General features: G+C 73.5%; 13 protein-coding genes. 9 read left to right on the forward strand and 4 right to left on the reverse strand.

The annotated features are described in order from the left end of the window. Positions 1-66: 66 nt before the first annotated feature. The gene (locus tag H5V45_RS15875) at positions 67-1,110 is read left to right on the forward strand and encodes a cobalamin B12-binding domain-containing protein (RefSeq protein WP_185253823.1); all 1,044 of its coding nucleotides are present in this window, start codon (positions 67-69) and stop codon (positions 1,108-1,110) included. Between the two features lie 12 nt (positions 1,111-1,122). On the opposite strand, the gene H5V45_RS15880 is transcribed toward H5V45_RS15875, so the two are convergent. Continuing rightward, positions 1,123-2,280 carry a THUMP-like domain-containing protein gene (locus tag H5V45_RS15880; RefSeq protein ID WP_185253824.1) on the reverse strand — a complete coding sequence of 386 codons (1,158 nt, stop codon included), beginning with the start codon at positions 2,278-2,280 and terminating at the stop codon, positions 1,123-1,125. A gap of 271 nt (positions 2,281-2,551) precedes the next feature. Between H5V45_RS15880 and groES the strand changes: the two genes are divergently transcribed. Both groES and groL read left to right on the forward strand, forming a co-directional pair. After that, entirely contained in the window at positions 2,552-2,845 is a 294-nt protein-coding gene (groES, locus tag H5V45_RS15885; RefSeq protein WP_185254692.1) for a co-chaperone GroES, read from the forward strand. An 80-nt stretch (positions 2,846-2,925) separates the two neighbouring features. Beyond that, a complete protein-coding gene (groL, locus tag H5V45_RS15890; protein ID WP_185253825.1) occupies positions 2,926-4,548 on the forward strand; it encodes a chaperonin GroEL in 1,623 nt (540 codons plus the stop codon). A 122-nt stretch (positions 4,549-4,670) separates the two neighbouring features. Here the strand turns inward: groL and H5V45_RS15895 are convergent, their stop codons facing one another. Both H5V45_RS15895 and H5V45_RS22440 read right to left on the reverse strand, forming a co-directional pair. Continuing rightward, the gene (locus H5V45_RS15895; RefSeq protein ID WP_185253826.1) at positions 4,671-6,008 is read right to left on the reverse strand and encodes a hypothetical protein; all 1,338 of its coding nucleotides are present in this window, start codon (positions 6,006-6,008) and stop codon (positions 4,671-4,673) included. After that, positions 6,002-6,547, reverse strand: a complete 546-nt coding sequence (locus H5V45_RS22440; protein ID WP_343061588.1) for a SigE family RNA polymerase sigma factor — start codon at positions 6,545-6,547, stop codon at positions 6,002-6,004. Before H5V45_RS22440 ends, H5V45_RS15895 begins: the two co-directional genes overlap by 7 nt. A 229-nt stretch (positions 6,548-6,776) precedes the next feature. Between H5V45_RS22440 and H5V45_RS15905 the strand changes: the two genes are divergently transcribed. From H5V45_RS15905 to H5V45_RS15925, 5 genes are all read left to right on the forward strand, one after another. Next, complete coding sequence (locus H5V45_RS15905; protein WP_185253828.1) at positions 6,777-7,679, forward strand: GNAT family N-acetyltransferase; 903 nt, start codon at positions 6,777-6,779, stop codon at positions 7,677-7,679. Positions 7,680-7,710: 31 nt separating this feature from the next. After that, complete coding sequence (gene guaB, locus H5V45_RS15910; RefSeq protein ID WP_185253829.1) at positions 7,711-9,252, forward strand: IMP dehydrogenase; 1,542 nt, start codon at positions 7,711-7,713, stop codon at positions 9,250-9,252. Between the two features lies 1 nt (position 9,253). Further along, on the forward strand, positions 9,254-10,360 hold the full coding sequence (locus H5V45_RS15915; RefSeq protein WP_185253830.1) for a GuaB3 family IMP dehydrogenase-related protein: 1,107 nt from the start codon (positions 9,254-9,256) through the stop codon (positions 10,358-10,360). Continuing rightward, positions 10,357-11,184 (forward strand): carbon-nitrogen hydrolase family protein, encoded by an 828-nt coding sequence (locus H5V45_RS15920; RefSeq protein ID WP_343061589.1) that lies wholly within the window; start codon positions 10,357-10,359, stop codon positions 11,182-11,184. Before H5V45_RS15915 ends, H5V45_RS15920 begins: the two co-directional genes overlap by 4 nt. A gap of 63 nt (positions 11,185-11,247) precedes the next feature. Beyond that, entirely contained in the window at positions 11,248-12,498 is a 1,251-nt protein-coding gene (locus H5V45_RS15925; protein ID WP_185253831.1) for a glycoside hydrolase family 3 protein, read from the forward strand. A 62-nt stretch (positions 12,499-12,560) separates the two neighbouring features. Here the strand turns inward: H5V45_RS15925 and H5V45_RS15930 are convergent, their stop codons facing one another. Further along, a complete protein-coding gene (locus tag H5V45_RS15930) occupies positions 12,561-12,971 on the reverse strand; it encodes a pilus assembly protein CpaE (RefSeq protein ID WP_185253832.1) in 411 nt (136 codons plus the stop codon). Positions 12,972-13,090: 119 nt separating this feature from the next. On the opposite strand from H5V45_RS15930, the gene H5V45_RS15935 reads away from it, so the two are divergent. Continuing rightward, positions 13,091-14,818 (forward strand): glycerol-3-phosphate dehydrogenase/oxidase, encoded by a 1,728-nt coding sequence (locus H5V45_RS15935; RefSeq protein ID WP_185253833.1) that lies wholly within the window; start codon positions 13,091-13,093, stop codon positions 14,816-14,818. The last annotated feature ends 45 nt before the right edge of the window (positions 14,819-14,863 follow it).

Here is a 14,863-nt window from a genome sequence, read left to right on the forward strand (position 1 = left end):
GCGCACTGGACTGGACCGGTTCCGCTCCCGCGGTTAGTGACGGGGCTCACCTGGGCACGTGCGGTCATGCAGCCCGAGCACGAGGCCTACTGGGAGGCCCTGCGCGCCGCCGACCGACCCGCGGCGCTGGCCGCGGTCGTGGCCGCCCGCGAGCGCGGTGCCGGGCCGCTCGAGATCATCGAGGACCTGATCGTCCCGGCCCAGGTCCGGATCGGCGAGCTGTGGCTCGACGGCGAGTGGTCCGTCGAGGACGAGCACGCCGCGACCGCGATCAACGAGGGTCTCGTGCACTGGGTCTGCTCGTTCGCGGCGCCGCCGGCACCGGACGCCCCGCTGGTCCTGGTGTCGTGCGTGGAGCACGAGCGGCACACCCTGCCCGCGCTGGTGGTGGCCGAGGAGCTCGGCCTCGCGGGCTACCGCGTGCACCTGATGCCGGAGGACCAGCAGCCCGGGGACCTGCTCCGCGAGGTCTTGGTGACCAAGCCGCGTGCCGTGCTCTTCAGCGCCTCGCTCACCTCGTCGCTGGCGACGCAGAAGTCGCTCTTCGGCAACCTGCGCTCGGTCGGCATCCCCGTCATCGTGGGCGGCCAGGCCTTCGGCAACGACGAGCGCCGGGCGCTGGCGCTCGGCGCCACGGCGTACGCCGCCACGTCGGCCGACGCGCTGCGCCTCATCGAGGAGCTGCCCGTCCGCACGCCGCGCCACGAGCCCGACCCGTCCACGCCCGCGGACGCCGAGGCGGGCTGGATCCACGAGTTCCGCAGCGAGATCACGCCGTACGTCATCCGCGCCGTCGCCCGGTCCCACCGTGCCGAGGGCACCCCGTCGTGGTGGCTGGAGCTCGAGGGCCACGTCGACCACCTGCTCGGCTGCGTCGCCGCCTCGCTCGTGACCGGCGACGAGACGATCGTCGTCGAGATGCGCGACTGGTTCGAGCACCTGCTGCAGCGGCGCGGTGCGCCGCAGAGCCTGGTCCAGGAGGTCTGGGGGCTGCTGGCCGACGCGCTCCGCGGCCACCCGCTCGCCCGCCTGCACCTGGCCGGCGGTGCGCCCGTCACGGCCACGGCGCGGGGTGCTGCTGCCCAGGGCAACGAGGAAGCCGTCGCCTGAGCGACCGTCGCCTCAGAACGGGCGCACGAGCAGCGCGGTGCCGCTGCCGGCCACCCGGGTCAGCACGATCGTGGCGGTCTGGTCCCCGGCCAGGTCGAGCCGCTTGCGCAGCTGCTCCGGGACGACGTCGACGCCGCGCTTCTTGATGGTGAGCGAGCCGATCCCGCGCTCGCGCAGCGCCGCCTTGAGCGGCTTCTCCCGGTAGGGCAGCCGCTCCAGCACCTCGTAGCCGCGCGCGAACGGCGTGCGGATCCGCTCGTCCCCGGTGACGTAGGCGATGTGCTCGTCCACCAGGCCGCCGTCGGCCAGTGCAGCCACGGCGGTGACGAGGCCGGCGCGGATGACGGCGCCGTCGGGCTCGTAGAGGAACGCGCCGACCGGGCGCACCCCGGCGCCGGGGTCGTCGTCCTCGGTCATCGTGGCGAGGCCGCCGTCGCCGATGACGGTCGCGCGGCGGGCGGTGGTGGCCAGCCGTCCGGACCAGAGCGCCGCCTCCTTGACCTCGCCGTGGTCGCTGACCCACTCGGCCTCGACGCCCTCGGGGACCAGGCCATGAGGGATGCCCGGCGCGACCTTGACGCAGGCGTCGCGCCGCAGCAGCCCCTCGACGAACGGCCAGGGCGGCGTCCAGTCGTCCACGTCGAACGTGCGGCCCCGGCCGCTGCGGCGGGCCGGGTCGGCGAAGGCGACGTCGAAGGGGGAGGTGTCCAGCGCGGTCGCGTCGGCCACGATGACCGCGCCCTCGAGGCCGAGCGCGGCGAGGTTGGCCTCGGCCACCGCCACCCGGACCGGGTCGAGGTCGACGCCCGCGATGGTGAGGCCGGCCTCGGCGAACGCGACGAGGTCGCCGCCGACGCCGCAGCCGAGGTCGACGACCGTCGCGGCGGACGAGGCGGCGGTCCGGGCCGCGCGGTGACGGGCCACCGGCAGCCGGGTGGCCTGCTCGAGGCCGTCGGGGGTGAAGTACATCCGCGCGGCCAGGTCGCCGAACTTGGCGACCGCCCGGCGCCGGAGCTGGACCTGGGTGAGGGCCGTGGCGACCCGGCCGGGCTCGGCCCTGCGCCGGAGCTCGGTCTGCGCGCGCAGCGGGTCGTCGGGAGCCTCGTCCGCGCGGGCGAGCAGCTCCTGACCGTCGTCGGTCAGCAGCCACCGGAAGTCGTCGAGGTCCACCCCGCGATCCTGTCAGACCCCGCGGGCCGCCGGACGGGCCCTGCGCGGCGGGACCTCTCTGGCACTCCGTGAGGTCGAGTGCTAACGTCTGGACTGGCACTCTCACCACGAGGGTGCCAGAGCTTGCAGGCGATGTCCGACCCCCGCGACGGCGTTCATCTCCGAGCAGGCCCCAACGTCCGGAGGACTCCACCAGGAGCCCTCCACCCCGCTGGACAACCCCGGTGGACTCACTCCGTCAAGACAAGTGATGAAAGTGGAGGTCGACATCGTGTCGGTCAACATCAAGCCCCTCGAGGACCGCATCGTCGTGAAGCCGCTCGAGGCCGAGCAGACCACGGCATCCGGCCTGGTCATTCCCGACACCGCCAAGGAGAAGCCCCAGGAGGGCGAGGTCGTGGCGACCGGTCCCGGCCGCATCGACGACAACGGCAACCGCGTCCCGCTGGACGTCGCCGTCGGCGACAAGGTCATCTACAGCAAGTACGGCGGCACCGAGGTCAAGTACGCCGGCTCCGAGTTCCTGATTCTCTCCGCCCGCGACGTCCTCGCCGTCGTTTCCTGATCTCCCGGGTCGTGTGCCTGACGACGCGCCACGGCGCGTTGGCAGGCACACGACCCGACTTCGTTAGAGAGAGGCCCTAGATGCCCAAGATCCTTGAGTTCGACGAGAACGCCCGACGCTCCCTGGAGCGCGGCGTCGACGCGCTCGCCAACGCCGTCAAGGTGACGCTCGGCCCGAAGGGTCGCTACGTCGTCCTCGACAAGAAGTGGGGCGCGCCGACCATCACGAACGACGGTGTGACCGTCGCCCGTGAGATCGAGCTGGACGACCCGTTCGAGAACCTCGGCGCCCAGCTGACGAAGGAGGTCGCCACCAAGACCAACGACGTCGCCGGTGACGGCACCACGACGGCCACCGTGCTCGCCCAGGCGATGGTCCACCAGGGCCTGCGCGCCGTGGCGGCCGGCGCCAACCCGATGGGCCTCAAGCGCGGCATGGACGCCGCGGCCGAGGCCGTCGGCGACGCGCTGCGCGAGGCCGCCCGCGAGGTCGAGTCGGTCGAGGACATGGCGTCCGTCGCCACGATCTCGAGCCGCGACTCGCACATCGGCGACCTGCTCTCGCAGGCCTTCGACAAGGTCGGCAAGGACGGTGTCATCACCGTCGAGGAGTCCAACACCATGGGCACCGAGCTGGACTTCACCGAGGGGATGCAGTTCGACAAGGGCTACATCTCGCAGTACTTCGTCTCCGACCCGGAGCGCATGGAAGCCGTCCTCGAGGACCCCTACATCCTCCTGCACCAGGGCAAGATCTCGGCGATCGCCGACCTGCTCCCGCTGCTGGAGAAGGTCATCGCCGCCGGCAAGCCGCTCTTCATCCTCGCCGAGGACGTCGAGGGCGAGGCGCTCTCCACCCTGGTCGTCAACAAGATCCGCGGCACGTTCAACGCCGTCGCGGTGAAGGCCCCGGCCTTCGGCGACCGCCGCAAGGCGATGATGCAGGACATCGCGACGCTGACCGGCGGCCAGATCGTGGCCCCCGAGATCGGGCTCAAGCTCGACCAGGTCGGCCTCGAGGTGCTGGGTCAGGCCCGTCGCGTCGTCGTCACCAAGGACGACACCACCATCATCGAGGGCGCCGGCGAGGCGTCCGAGGTCGAGGGTCGCGTCAACCAGATCAAGGCCGAGATCGAGAACACCGACTCCGACTGGGACCGCGAGAAGCTCCAGGAGCGCCTCGCGAAGCTCGCCGGTGGCGTGTGCGTGATCAAGGTCGGCGCCGCCACCGAGGTGGAGCTCAAGGAGAAGAAGCACCGGATCGAGGACGCCGTCTCCGCGACGCGCGCCGCGATCGAGGAGGGCATCGTCCCCGGCGGTGGCTCCGCGCTCATCCACGCCGTGTCGGTGCTCGAGGGCGACCTCGGCCTGACCGGTGACGAGGCCGCCGGTGTCCGCATCGTCCGCAAGGCGGCCGACGAGCCGCTGCGCTGGATCGCGGAGAACGGTGGCGTCGAGGGCTACGTCGTCGTCGCCAAGGTCCGCGAGGGCGGCGTCGGTCACGGCTACAACGCCGCGACCGAGGAGTACGGCGACCTGGTCGCCCAGGGCGTCCTGGACCCGGTCAAGGTCACCCGCTCCGCGCTGGTCAACGCCACGTCGATCGCGGCCATGCTGCTGACGACGGAGACGCTGATCGTCGAGAAGCCCGAAGAGGACGACGACGCCCCGGCCACCGGCCACGGGCACGGCCACGGCCACTGATCCGTCGTTACTCCACGCCTGAGCGCGTCGACCCGTCGTCAGCTGACGACGGGTCGACGCGTTTCTGCGTCAGGAGGCGACGGGTCGGTGCGTTCGTCGCGTGAACGAGCGACGGGTAGGCGTCAGTCGAGCAGCTGGGTCAGGTGCTGGGTGGCGCCCTTGCGGTGGTTCACCGGCGAGCTCCAGAGGAACTGACCGTCCGGGGTCGGGCCGCCGGCCGACCACGACGAGGTCGCGTCGCTGAGCCGCAGGAGGCGGTCGCTGGCGAGGTCGTAGACGTAGGTGCCCGCCCGACTCGACTCGTACGCCGTCACGGTGACGACGTCCCGGGGCCCGCCGTGGCCGAGCAGGGCGCCCTCGACGCCGCTGTCCTGCAGCGTGACGACCTGCTCGCCGTCGGTGGTGAGGACCTGCACGCGGTCGTCGCGCACCCCGCCGTACGTGCCGCAGTACTCGCTCATCATGATCCGCTCGTCCGTGGCGCCGAAGGACAGCAGGTTGCAGCGCTCCCCGGCGTGCGGGTCGAAGCTGCGCTCCTCGCCGCTCGCGAGGTCGCGGACGTGCACCATCCCGGCCGCGCCGTTCTCGGAGTCCGTCCACACCATCGAGGACGGCGTGAAGTCCAGCTGGCCGAAGCGCAGCCCCTCGTCGCGGACGTCGGTGGGGTCCGTGAGCGAGAGCGAGTAGAGGTCGAAGGTGTCGCCCTCGGCGTCGGCGTCCTCGGCCTCGCCGTCGGGGCCGGTCGGCCAGCCGCCCGGAGGCGGTGTGCCGCGGGTGGCCGGGACGCCGATGTAGAGCCGACCGTCCGGGCCGACCTTCGCCGCCCCGGCGAAGTCGACGTCCCGCAGCTCCGGCCAGGTAATCTCGCTCCAGGTGCGGTCGCCCCGGTCGAAGACGTGGGCGACGAGGGTCGAGCCGCGCCGCCCGGTCGCCCCCACGAGCACGAGGCGGTCCGTCCCGAGCTCGACCGGCCAGGCCTGGGCCTGGCCGATCCTCAGGTCGGGCAGCCAGTCCTTGGCGCCGGTGGCGGGGTCGAGCAGGGCGTAGCGGGGCCGCAGCTGGTCCATCCGCGGCCCGTCCCGGAAGAGCACGAGCCCGTCGTCGGTGACGCCGTCGTAGTACTGCCCGTTGTCGCGGTCGAGGTTCTCGTTCGTGTACGCCGACAGCTCGCGGTAGTCCTGACCCTCGACGGCCGGCTCGGCGTCGGCCAGGCGCAGCACCGGCGCGTCCGGGCGGGGCATCCCCGCGGGCGACACGGCCCTGCCGCCGTCGCCGGGCAGCACCGCCGCCCCGACGGCCACGGCCGCGACCACCCCGAGCGTCGCGGCGCCCGCGGCCATCGTCGTACGACGGGTGCGCACGCGCCGGTGGCCGGCCGCGAGCAGGCCCGCGACGTCGAGCTGGTCGGTGGGGGAGTCCGCGACGTTCTCGCGCAGCAGCGTGCGCAGCTCGTTCACCATGGGAGGTTCCTCTCTCCGGCGATCGCGAGCTCCTCGCGGTCGGCGTTCTCGAACAGGGAGCGGAGCGTGGTCAGCGCCCGCGAGGTCTGGCTCTTCACGGTGCCCTCGCTGCAGCCGAGGACGACGGCGGTGGCCCGCACGTCGAGGTCCTCGAAGTAGCGCAGCACCACGCACGCCCGCTGCCGCTCCGGCAGCCGGGCCAGCGCGACCATCAGCGCCTGCCGGTCGGCGACGGCGGTCGCGACGTCCTCGGCGCTGGCGCGGGTCGGGTCGTCCTCGACGGGCCGCTCGCGGCTCGAGCGCCGCCGGCTGGCGTCGAGGAACGCGCTCACCACGGCCTTGCGGGCGTAGGCCAGCTCGCCGCCGTTGCGGACCAGCCGCGGCCAGGCGACGTACACCCGGATCAGGCCCTCCTGCACGTGGTCGGAGGCGCGGTCCCAGTCCCCGCAGAGAAGGTACGCCGTGTGCCGCAGCCGCGTGCGCGACGCGGCCGCGAACTGGGTGAAGGCGGCGTCGCCCGCCGCGTCCTGCCGCCTCACGCGGCTGGTTCCCGTCGTTGCATGCTCCCCAGAACGCAGTGACGGCCGGTTCGGTTGCACGCAGGACCCGGCCGGTTCACCGGCCCAGCGTCCCACCTCGTTCCGGACGTTGCATGCCTGAAACAGGCGCGACGCCGTCGCGCAACGCGTCCGGGGGAGGCTCGTCCCCAGGACACGGGGACGCCGACGCCTCGTGCCGCCCACGACGCACCACCGAGGAGACCCACCCATGCTCTGGCGAGTCCGCACCACCCTCCCCGACCGTCCCGGCGCGCTCGCCGTGCTGGCGCTCAACTGCGGCGAGGCCGGTGTGAACATCCTGGGGCTGCAGATCTTCCCGGGGATCGAGGCGGTCACCGACGAGCTGGTGCTGCGCACGCCCGAGGACTGGGGCGTCGCCGAGATCGCGCAGCTGATCGAGCTGTCCGGCGGACTCTCCGTCGTCTCGGCACCCTGCACCGAGGCCGCCCTGACCGACCAGCCGACCCGCTACGTGCAGGCCGCGCGCTCGATCCTGGCCCAGCCGGCGTCGTTCCCGGAGATCGTGGCGATGCTGTTCGACGCGGAGGCCGACCCGGCGCCCGGGTCCGACGGCCCGGAGCAGGACGTCATGGACATGACGGTCGGCGACGTCCAGGTGCAGGTGCGCCGGACCGCGCCCTTCACCGCCACCGAGCACGCCCGCGGCTCCGCGATGGCCGACCTGGTGAGCGACGTCCTCGAGCGCGGTCGCGACCAGGTGATGACGCCGACCCTCGGGCGCCGCGTCGGCGGCGGCTCGACGCCGGAGTACTCCGTCGAGGGCGACCACGTCTCCGCGATGATCGACGGCACCGCGGTCGGCCTGGCCGTCGTCCGGCCGGCCCAGGGCGACGACCCCGACGTCCGGCCGGTCACGCTCCGCGTCGACCCGGCCTGGCAGCGTCGCGGCATCGGCACCCGGCTGCTCACCGACGCCGCCCGCCTGGCCCACACCATGGGCGCGACCGAGATCGTGCTGACGACGCGTGCGGACAACCAGGCGGTGCTGCCGATGGTGCTCGCGGCCGGCCTGCGGGGCCGGATCCGGATGGCCGCGGACGTGCTGACCGTGCGCGTCCCGGTCCGGGAGCTCAAGCCGCTGCCCCGGTGACCGGGAGGGCCGTGCCGGCCGGTTCACGCCGATGACCGGCGGGGGAGCGGACGCGGCTAAACTGGCGCGCGTGGAGCTCCCCGAGAAGTTCGCCGCCCTGGGCCTGACCTACGACGACGTCCTGCTGCTGCCGGGTCACTCCGACCTGGCGCCGTCGGACATCGACACGACCGCGCGCCTGACCCGCGAGATCTCGCTGAAGGTGCCGCTGGTCAGCGCCGCCATGGACACCGTGACCGAGTCCCGGATGGCCATCGCGATGGCGCGCCAGGGTGGCCTCGGCGTCCTGCACCGCAACCTCTCGATCGAGGACCAGGCCTACCAGGTCGACCTCGTCAAGCGGACCCAGACCGGCATCATCTCCAACCCGGTCACGATCACGCCCGACAAGACCCTCGAGGAGCTCGACCGGATCTGCGGCGAGTACCGCGTCTCCGGCCTGCCCGTCGTCGACACCGACCAGCGCCTGCTGGGCATCATCACCAACCGCGACCTGCGCTTCACGCCGGTCGCCGAGTGGGCCACGACCAAGGTCGACGAGGTGATGACGCCGATGCCGCTGATCACCGGGCCGGTCGGCATCTCCCGCGACGACGCGACGCTGCTGCTCCGCAAGCACAAGCGCGAGCGGCTCCCGCTGGTCGACGAGCAGGGCCGCCTCGCGGGCCTGATCACGGTCAAGGACTTCGTGAAGTCCGAGCAGTTCCCGAACGCCTCCAACGACGCGCACGGCCGGCTCATGGTCGGCGCCGCGATCGGCTACTTCGGCGACGCCTGGCAGCGCGCCACCACGCTCATCGAGGCCGGTGTCGACGTGCTCGTCGCGGACACCGCCCACGGCAACGTGCGGATGCTCCTCGACATGGTCGAGCGGCTCAAGACCGACCCGGCCACCCGCCACGTGCAGGTCATCGGCGGCAACGTCGCGACCCGCGAGGGCGCCCAGGCGTTCGTCGACGCCGGCGCGGACGCCGTCAAGGTCGGCGTCGGGCCCGGCTCGATCTGCACCACCCGCGTCGTCACCGGCGTCGGCGTCCCGCAGATCACCGCGGTCCACGAGGCCTCGCTGGCGTGTGCGCCCGCCGGCGTACCCGTCATCGCCGACGGCGGCATGAAGCACTCCGGCGAGATCGCCAAGGCGATCGTCGCCGGCGCCTCGACGGTCATGGTGGGCTCGCTGCTCGCCGGCTGCGAGGAGTCGCCCGGCGACCTGGTCTTCGTCAACGGCAAGCAGTTCAAGGCCTACCGCGGCATGGGGTCGCTGGCCGCGATGTCGAGCCGCGGCAAGAAGTCCTACTCCAAGGACCGCTACTTCCAGGCCGAGGTCACCAGCGACGACCAGATCGTGCCCGAGGGCATCGAGGGCCAGGTCGCCTACCGCGGCCCGCTCTCCGCCGTCGCGCACCAGCTCATCGGCGGGCTCAACCAGTCGATGTTCTACGTCGGCGCGCGCACGATCACCGAGCTGCAGGAGAAGGGCCGGTTCGTCCGGATCACCTCGGCCTCCCTCAAGGAGAGCCACCCCCACGACGTCCAGATGACCGTCGAGGCACCGAACTACACAGGACGCTGACATGACTGAGATCGAGATCGGTCGTGCCAAGCGCGCCCGCCGCGCCTACTCCTTCGACGACATCGCGATCGTGCCCTCGCGGCGCACCCGCGACCCCGAGGAGGTCAGCGTCGCCTGGCAGATCGACGCCTACCGCTTCGAGCTGCCGGTGCTGGCCGCCCCCATGGACTCCGTCATGTCGCCCGCGACCGCGATCGCGCTCGGCAAGTTCGGCGGCCTCGGCGTGCTCAACCTCGAGGGCCTCTGGACGCGGTACGACGACCCGTCGGAGCTGCTCGCCGAGGTGGCCGGCCTCCAGGGCATCGAGGCCACCCGCCGGATGCAGGAGATCTACACCGAGCCGATCCGCGGCGAGCTGATCACCGCGCGGCTCAACGAGATGCGCGACGCCGGCGTGACCGTCGCCGGGTCGCTCTCGCCCCAGCGCACCAAGGAGTTCGCCAAGGCGGTCGTGGACGCCGGGGTCGACATGTTCGTCATCCGCGGCACCACGGTCTCGGCCGAGCACGTCTCCTCGCAGGCGGAGCCGCTGAACCTCAAAGAGTTCATCTACGAGCTCGACGTCCCGGTGATCGTCGGGGGCTGCGCGACCTACCAGGCCGCCCTCCACCTGATGCGCACCGGCGCGGCCGGCGTCCTCGTCGGCTTCGGCGGCGGCGCCGCCCACACCACCCGGTCCGTGCTCGGCGTCGCGGTGCCGATGGCCTCGGCCGTCTCCGACGTGGCCGCGGCCCGTCGCGACTACATGGACGAGTCCGGCGGCCGCTACGTGCACGTCATCGCCGACGGCTCGATCGGCCGCTCGGGCGACATCGCGAAGGCGATCGCCTGCGGTGCCGACGCGGTCATGGTCGGGTCGCCCTTCGCGCGGGCCTCCGACGCCCCGGGCCACGGCTTCCACTGGGGCACCGAGGCGCACCACGCCGAGCTGCCCCGCGGCCAGCGCGTCCAGTTCGACACCGTCGGGACGCTCGAGGAGATCCTCTTCGGTCCCTCCCGCGTGGCCGACGGCACCATGAACCTCATCGGCGCGCTGCGCCGCTCGCTGGCCACGACCGGCTACACCGACCTCAAGGAGTTCCAGCGGGTCGAGGTCGTCGTCGAGTGACCCCGGCCGGCGGGTCCCCGGGCGTGCTGCGGGTCGCGGCCGCCCAGGCCGCGTCGGTCTCCGGCGACGTCCCCGCGAACGTCGCCACCGCCGTGCGGCTCGTCGAGCTCGCCGGCAGCCAGGGCGTGCGGGTGCTGCTGCTCCCCGAGGCGTTCCTGACGGGGTACGACGAGGCCGCGTTCTCCGGGCCGCTGCCGGACGCGGACTCCCTGCAGGACGCCTGGCTCGACCCGCTCCGGGCGGCCGCGGCCGCCTCGGGCCTCGTGGTCGTCGCCGGCACCGCGCTGCGCCGCGGTGACCGGCGCACGCTGTCGCTGGTCGTCGTCGCGCCGGACGGCCACACCCTGGCGGCGTACGACAAGCAGCACGTGGACGCCGACGAGCTCCCGTGGTTCACGGCCGGGTCCGGCGGGTCCTCGCTGGTGGTCGACGGCGTCGAGCTGGGCCTGGCCGTCTGCTACGACAGCAGCTTCCCCGAGCACGCCCGGGCCGCGGCCGACGACGGCGCGGTCGGCTACCTCTGCTCGGCCGCGTTCTTCCCCGGCTCCGCGCACCGCCGCGACCTCGCGCTGCCCGCCCGCGCCCTCGACAACGGGATGTACGTCGTGCTGGCGGCCGCCACCGGCACCTGCGGGGCCGCCTCCTTCATCGGCGGGTCCGCCGTCTTCGACCCCGAGGGCCGCCCGCTCGCCTCGCTCGGGGCGGAGGAGGGGCTGGCGATCGCCGACCTCGACCCGGCCGTCGTGGCGCAGACGCGCACCGAGCGACGGATGCACGCCGAGCGGCTGCCCGGGCCGGGGCCGCGGGCGCGGCATTCGGCCTGAGCCGTCCGGTCCGGTACGGTCGGCCGCTGCATCGCCCACCCCCACACGCAGGAGCTCTCGGGTTTGTCCTCGTCGAAGTCCGTCCGCACGCCCCTGTCCCGCCGCGCGGCCAGCGTCGTCGCCACCGTTGTTGCCGGCGTCGTCGCCGGTGGGGTCCTGGCCCTCCCGGCGCCTGCCGGGGCGGTGCCCCAGCGCGAGTGGACGCTGCCGTCGTGGACCGACCCGGTCTCCCAGGTGCAGGCGGCGGTCGCGCGGAAGCCGCGACGCGACCCGGCCGAGCGGGTGCGCGACGCGATGACGCTGCCGCAGCGGGTCGGCCAGCTCTTCATGGTCGGCACCCCGGCGACGTCGGTCAGCCCGGCCACCCGCAGCCAGATCGGCCGCTTCCACGTGGGCAACGTGATGCTCACCGGGCGCAGCCACGCCGGCACCCGCACCCCGGCGCGGGTCGCGCGCACGCTCCAGGGCCGGACCACGCAGGCGGCCACCCACGGCGTCCGCCTCCTCGTCTCGACCGACCAGGAGGGCGGCCAGGTCCAGGTGCTCCGCGGGCCGGGACTCACCGACCTCCCGTCCGCGCTGGTCCAGGGCACCTGGTCGCTGCGCGGGCTCCAGGCCGCCGCCGGTCGCTGGGCCGGCCAGCTCGTCGCCTCGGGCGTGAACATGAACCTGGCGCCGGTGCTCGACACCGTCCCCGCCGCGCTCGGTCGGGCCAACCCGCCGATCGGCCGCTACGACCGCGAGCTCGGCCACGACCCCCGGCGCGTCGCCCGCCACGGGCTCGCGCTGGTCCGCGGCCTCGACCGCCACGGGGTGGCGCCGAGCGTCAAGCACTTCCCGGGCCTCGGCCGGGTCCACGCCAACACCGACACCCACGCCGGCGTCGTCGACCGGGTGACCTCGCGGCACGGGGCGTACCTCCGGCCCTTCCGCGACGCCGTGGCGGCCGGGGTCCCCGCGGTGATGATGTCCTCGGCGACGTACACCCGCCTCGACCGCCGCAACCCCGCCGTCTTCTCCCGGACCGTCATCACCGAGGTGCTCCGCGGCGACCTCGGCTTCGAGCGGGTCGTGATGTCCGACGACCTCGGCAACGCCGCGCAGGTCGCCCGCTGGAGCGCCGGTCGCCGCGCCGTGAAGTTCCTGCGCGCCGGTGGCGACCTGGTGCTGACCGTCGACCCCGGCGAGCTCCCCGGCATGTACGCCGCGGTGCTGCGTCTCGCCCGCCAGTCTCCGGCGTTCCGCGCCCGGGTCGACGCCGCCGCGCTGCGCGTCCTCGAGGTCAAGCACGACCGGCAGCTGCTCGGCCGCTGACCGTCCGGGACGTCATGCGTCCCGTGGAGGGGGTCGCCCCTCCGGATGACGTCCGGCGGCGCTCAGCCCCGCTGGACCGACACGAGCGCCCGCCCGTAGGCGCACTCGACGTCCACGTCGACGTGCCGCTCGGGACCACCCGGACCACGCACCGTGACGGCGTACCCCGCCGGCGGCCCCGCCAGCCGCTCCAGCGAGACGAACGCCTCGCCGAGCAGGTCGCGCAGCTGGTCCTCGCGCGGCACCCAGATCGCGTCGCTCGCCTCGAGGCTGTCCAGCGCCCACTCGGTCGTGCCGTTGAAGGCGAGCACCTGGTCGCCACCCGGGGCGTCGAGGAGCTCGATGACCATGTCGCTCAGCACGAACACCTGGTCGTCGAGGTCCCGGTCCGGGACGACGAACCGGTCGCCGTTGGCCGGATCCCAGGCCAGCCCGGCGTCCCGCAGGGTCACGGCCAGCTCGCGCGTCAGCATGCCAGCAGTCTGGCGCAGCGCCCCTGAGACCCCGGCGGGCGAGCAGGCCCCGGAGCCGGGATGCGCACCCGGACCCGCGCGTCACGCGCCCGTCACACGGACTTTGCGAGACTGGTCGCATGACCCACTCGAGCGCGCTCAGCCCCGCGGCGCGCGACGCCGCCCTCGCGGCCATGACCGGGACGGCCGGTGAGCCCGAGCTGGACGTCCTCGTCGTCGGTGGGGGAGTCGTCGGCGCCGGCACCGCCCTCGACGCGATCACCCGCGGCCTCAGCACCGGGCTGATCGAGCAGCGCGACCTCGCCAGCGGCACCAGCAGCCGCAGCAGCAAGCTGATCCACGGCGGCCTGCGCTACCTCGAGATGCTCGACTTCGGCCTGGTCCGCGAGGCGCTCCAGGAGCGGGGGCTGCTGCTCACGCGCCTCGCGCCGCACCTCGTCCGCCCGGTCGCGTTCCTCTACCCGCTGACGCACAAGGGCTGGGAGCGGCCCTACGTCGGCGCCGGGCTCGCGCTGTACGACGCCATGGCGATGACCGGGAAGAGCCCGATGGGCGTGCCGCGGCACCGGCACCTGCTCAAGCGCCAGGTCGCCCGGATCGCGCCGGACTTCAAGTCCGACCAGATCGCCGGCGCGATCAAGTACTACGACTGCCAGGTCGACGACGCCCGCCTGGTCCTGACGATCGCCCGGACCGCCGCCGGCCACGGCGCGCACGTCGCGACCCGGGTCAAGGTCGTCGGCTTCCTCCGCGAGGGGGAGCGCGTCGTCGGCGTGCGTGCCGTCGACCTCGAGAGCGGCCGGGAGCACGAGATCCGCGCCCGGGTCGTCGTGAACGCCGCCGGGGTCTGGAGCGACGAGATCCAGGAGATGGTGGGCGGCCGGGGCGCGCTGCACGTGCAGGCCAGCAAGGGCATCCACCTGGTGGTGCCACGGGACCGGATCCGCTCGGAGGCCGGCTTCATCACCCGTACGGCCACCTCGGTGCTCTTCGTCATCCCGTGGGGCCGGCACTGGATCATCGGCACCACCGACACGCCGTGGGACCTCGACAAGGCGCACCCCGCGGCCAGCCGCACCGACATCGACTACCTGCTGGACCAGGTCAACGCGATCCTGCGCGAGCCGCTCGACCACGAGGACGTCGAGGGCGTGTGGGCCGGGCTGCGGCCGCTGCTCACGGGCGAGTCGGAGCCCACCTCGAAGATCTCCCGCGAGCACACCGTGGTGACGCCGGTCGCCGGCCTCGTGATGATCGCCGGCGGCAAGCTCACGACGTACCGCGTCATGGGACGCGACGCCGTGGACGCCGCCGCCCACTCGCTGCGCACGACGGTCAACCTCACGGTCCGCGACTCGATCACCGACCGGGTCCCGCTGGTCGGCGCCGACGGCTTCGAGACGCGCTCGAACCAGCGCGTCCTGCTGGCGCGGCGCTCGGGCCTGCACGTCGCCCGCATCGACCACCTCCTCGGGCGCTACGGCGGCCTCGTTGACGACGTGCTCGACCTGGTGGCCCGGCGCCGGGTCCTCGGGCTGCCGCTCGAGGGCGCGGAGGACTACCTCGCCGCGGAGGTGGTGTACGCCGTCACGCACGAGGCCGCACGGCACCTCGACGACGTGCTGACCCGCCGCACCCGGATCTCCATCGAGACCTTCGACCGCGGCGTGGCGGCCGCGCCGGCGGTCGCCCGGCTGATGGCCGACGAGCTGGGCTGGGACCAGGCCCGGCTCGACGACGAGGTCGACCACTACCTGCGCCGGGTCGAGGCGGAGCGGCTCAGCCAGGCACAGGCGACCGACCGGGAGGCCGACGAGGCCCGGGTGCAGGCCCCCGACATCGTCTGAGCGGGCACCACCGACCGCGGCGTGTGCCTGTCGACGCGCTCCGGC

It is taken from the genome of Nocardioides luti, from assembly GCF_014212315.1.
Taxonomy (GTDB): Bacteria; Actinomycetota; Actinomycetes; order Propionibacteriales; family Nocardioidaceae; genus Nocardioides; species Nocardioides luti.

Excerpts from the sequence above, each read along its gene's own strand:
- groL (WP_185253825.1), top strand. The coding sequence starts at position 2,926 with ATGCCCAAGATCCTTGAGTTCGACGAGAACGCCCGACGCTCCCTGGAG.
- H5V45_RS15930 (WP_185253832.1), bottom strand. The coding sequence starts at position 12,971 with ATGCTGACGCGCGAGCTGGCCGTGACCCTGCGGGACGCCGGGCTGGCC.
- H5V45_RS15895 (WP_185253826.1), bottom strand. The coding sequence starts at position 6,008 with ATGGTGAACGAGCTGCGCACGCTGCTGCGCGAGAACGTCGCGGACTCC.
- H5V45_RS15905 (WP_185253828.1), top strand. The coding sequence starts at position 6,777 with ATGCTCTGGCGAGTCCGCACCACCCTCCCCGACCGTCCCGGCGCGCTC.
- H5V45_RS15915 (WP_185253830.1), top strand. The coding sequence starts at position 9,254 with ATGACTGAGATCGAGATCGGTCGTGCCAAGCGCGCCCGCCGCGCCTAC.
- guaB (WP_185253829.1), top strand. The coding sequence starts at position 7,711 with ATGACCGGCGGGGGAGCGGACGCGGCTAAACTGGCGCGCGTGGAGCTC.
- H5V45_RS15875 (WP_185253823.1), top strand. The coding sequence starts at position 67 with ATGCAGCCCGAGCACGAGGCCTACTGGGAGGCCCTGCGCGCCGCCGAC.
- H5V45_RS15935 (WP_185253833.1), top strand. The coding sequence starts at position 13,091 with ATGACCCACTCGAGCGCGCTCAGCCCCGCGGCGCGCGACGCCGCCCTC.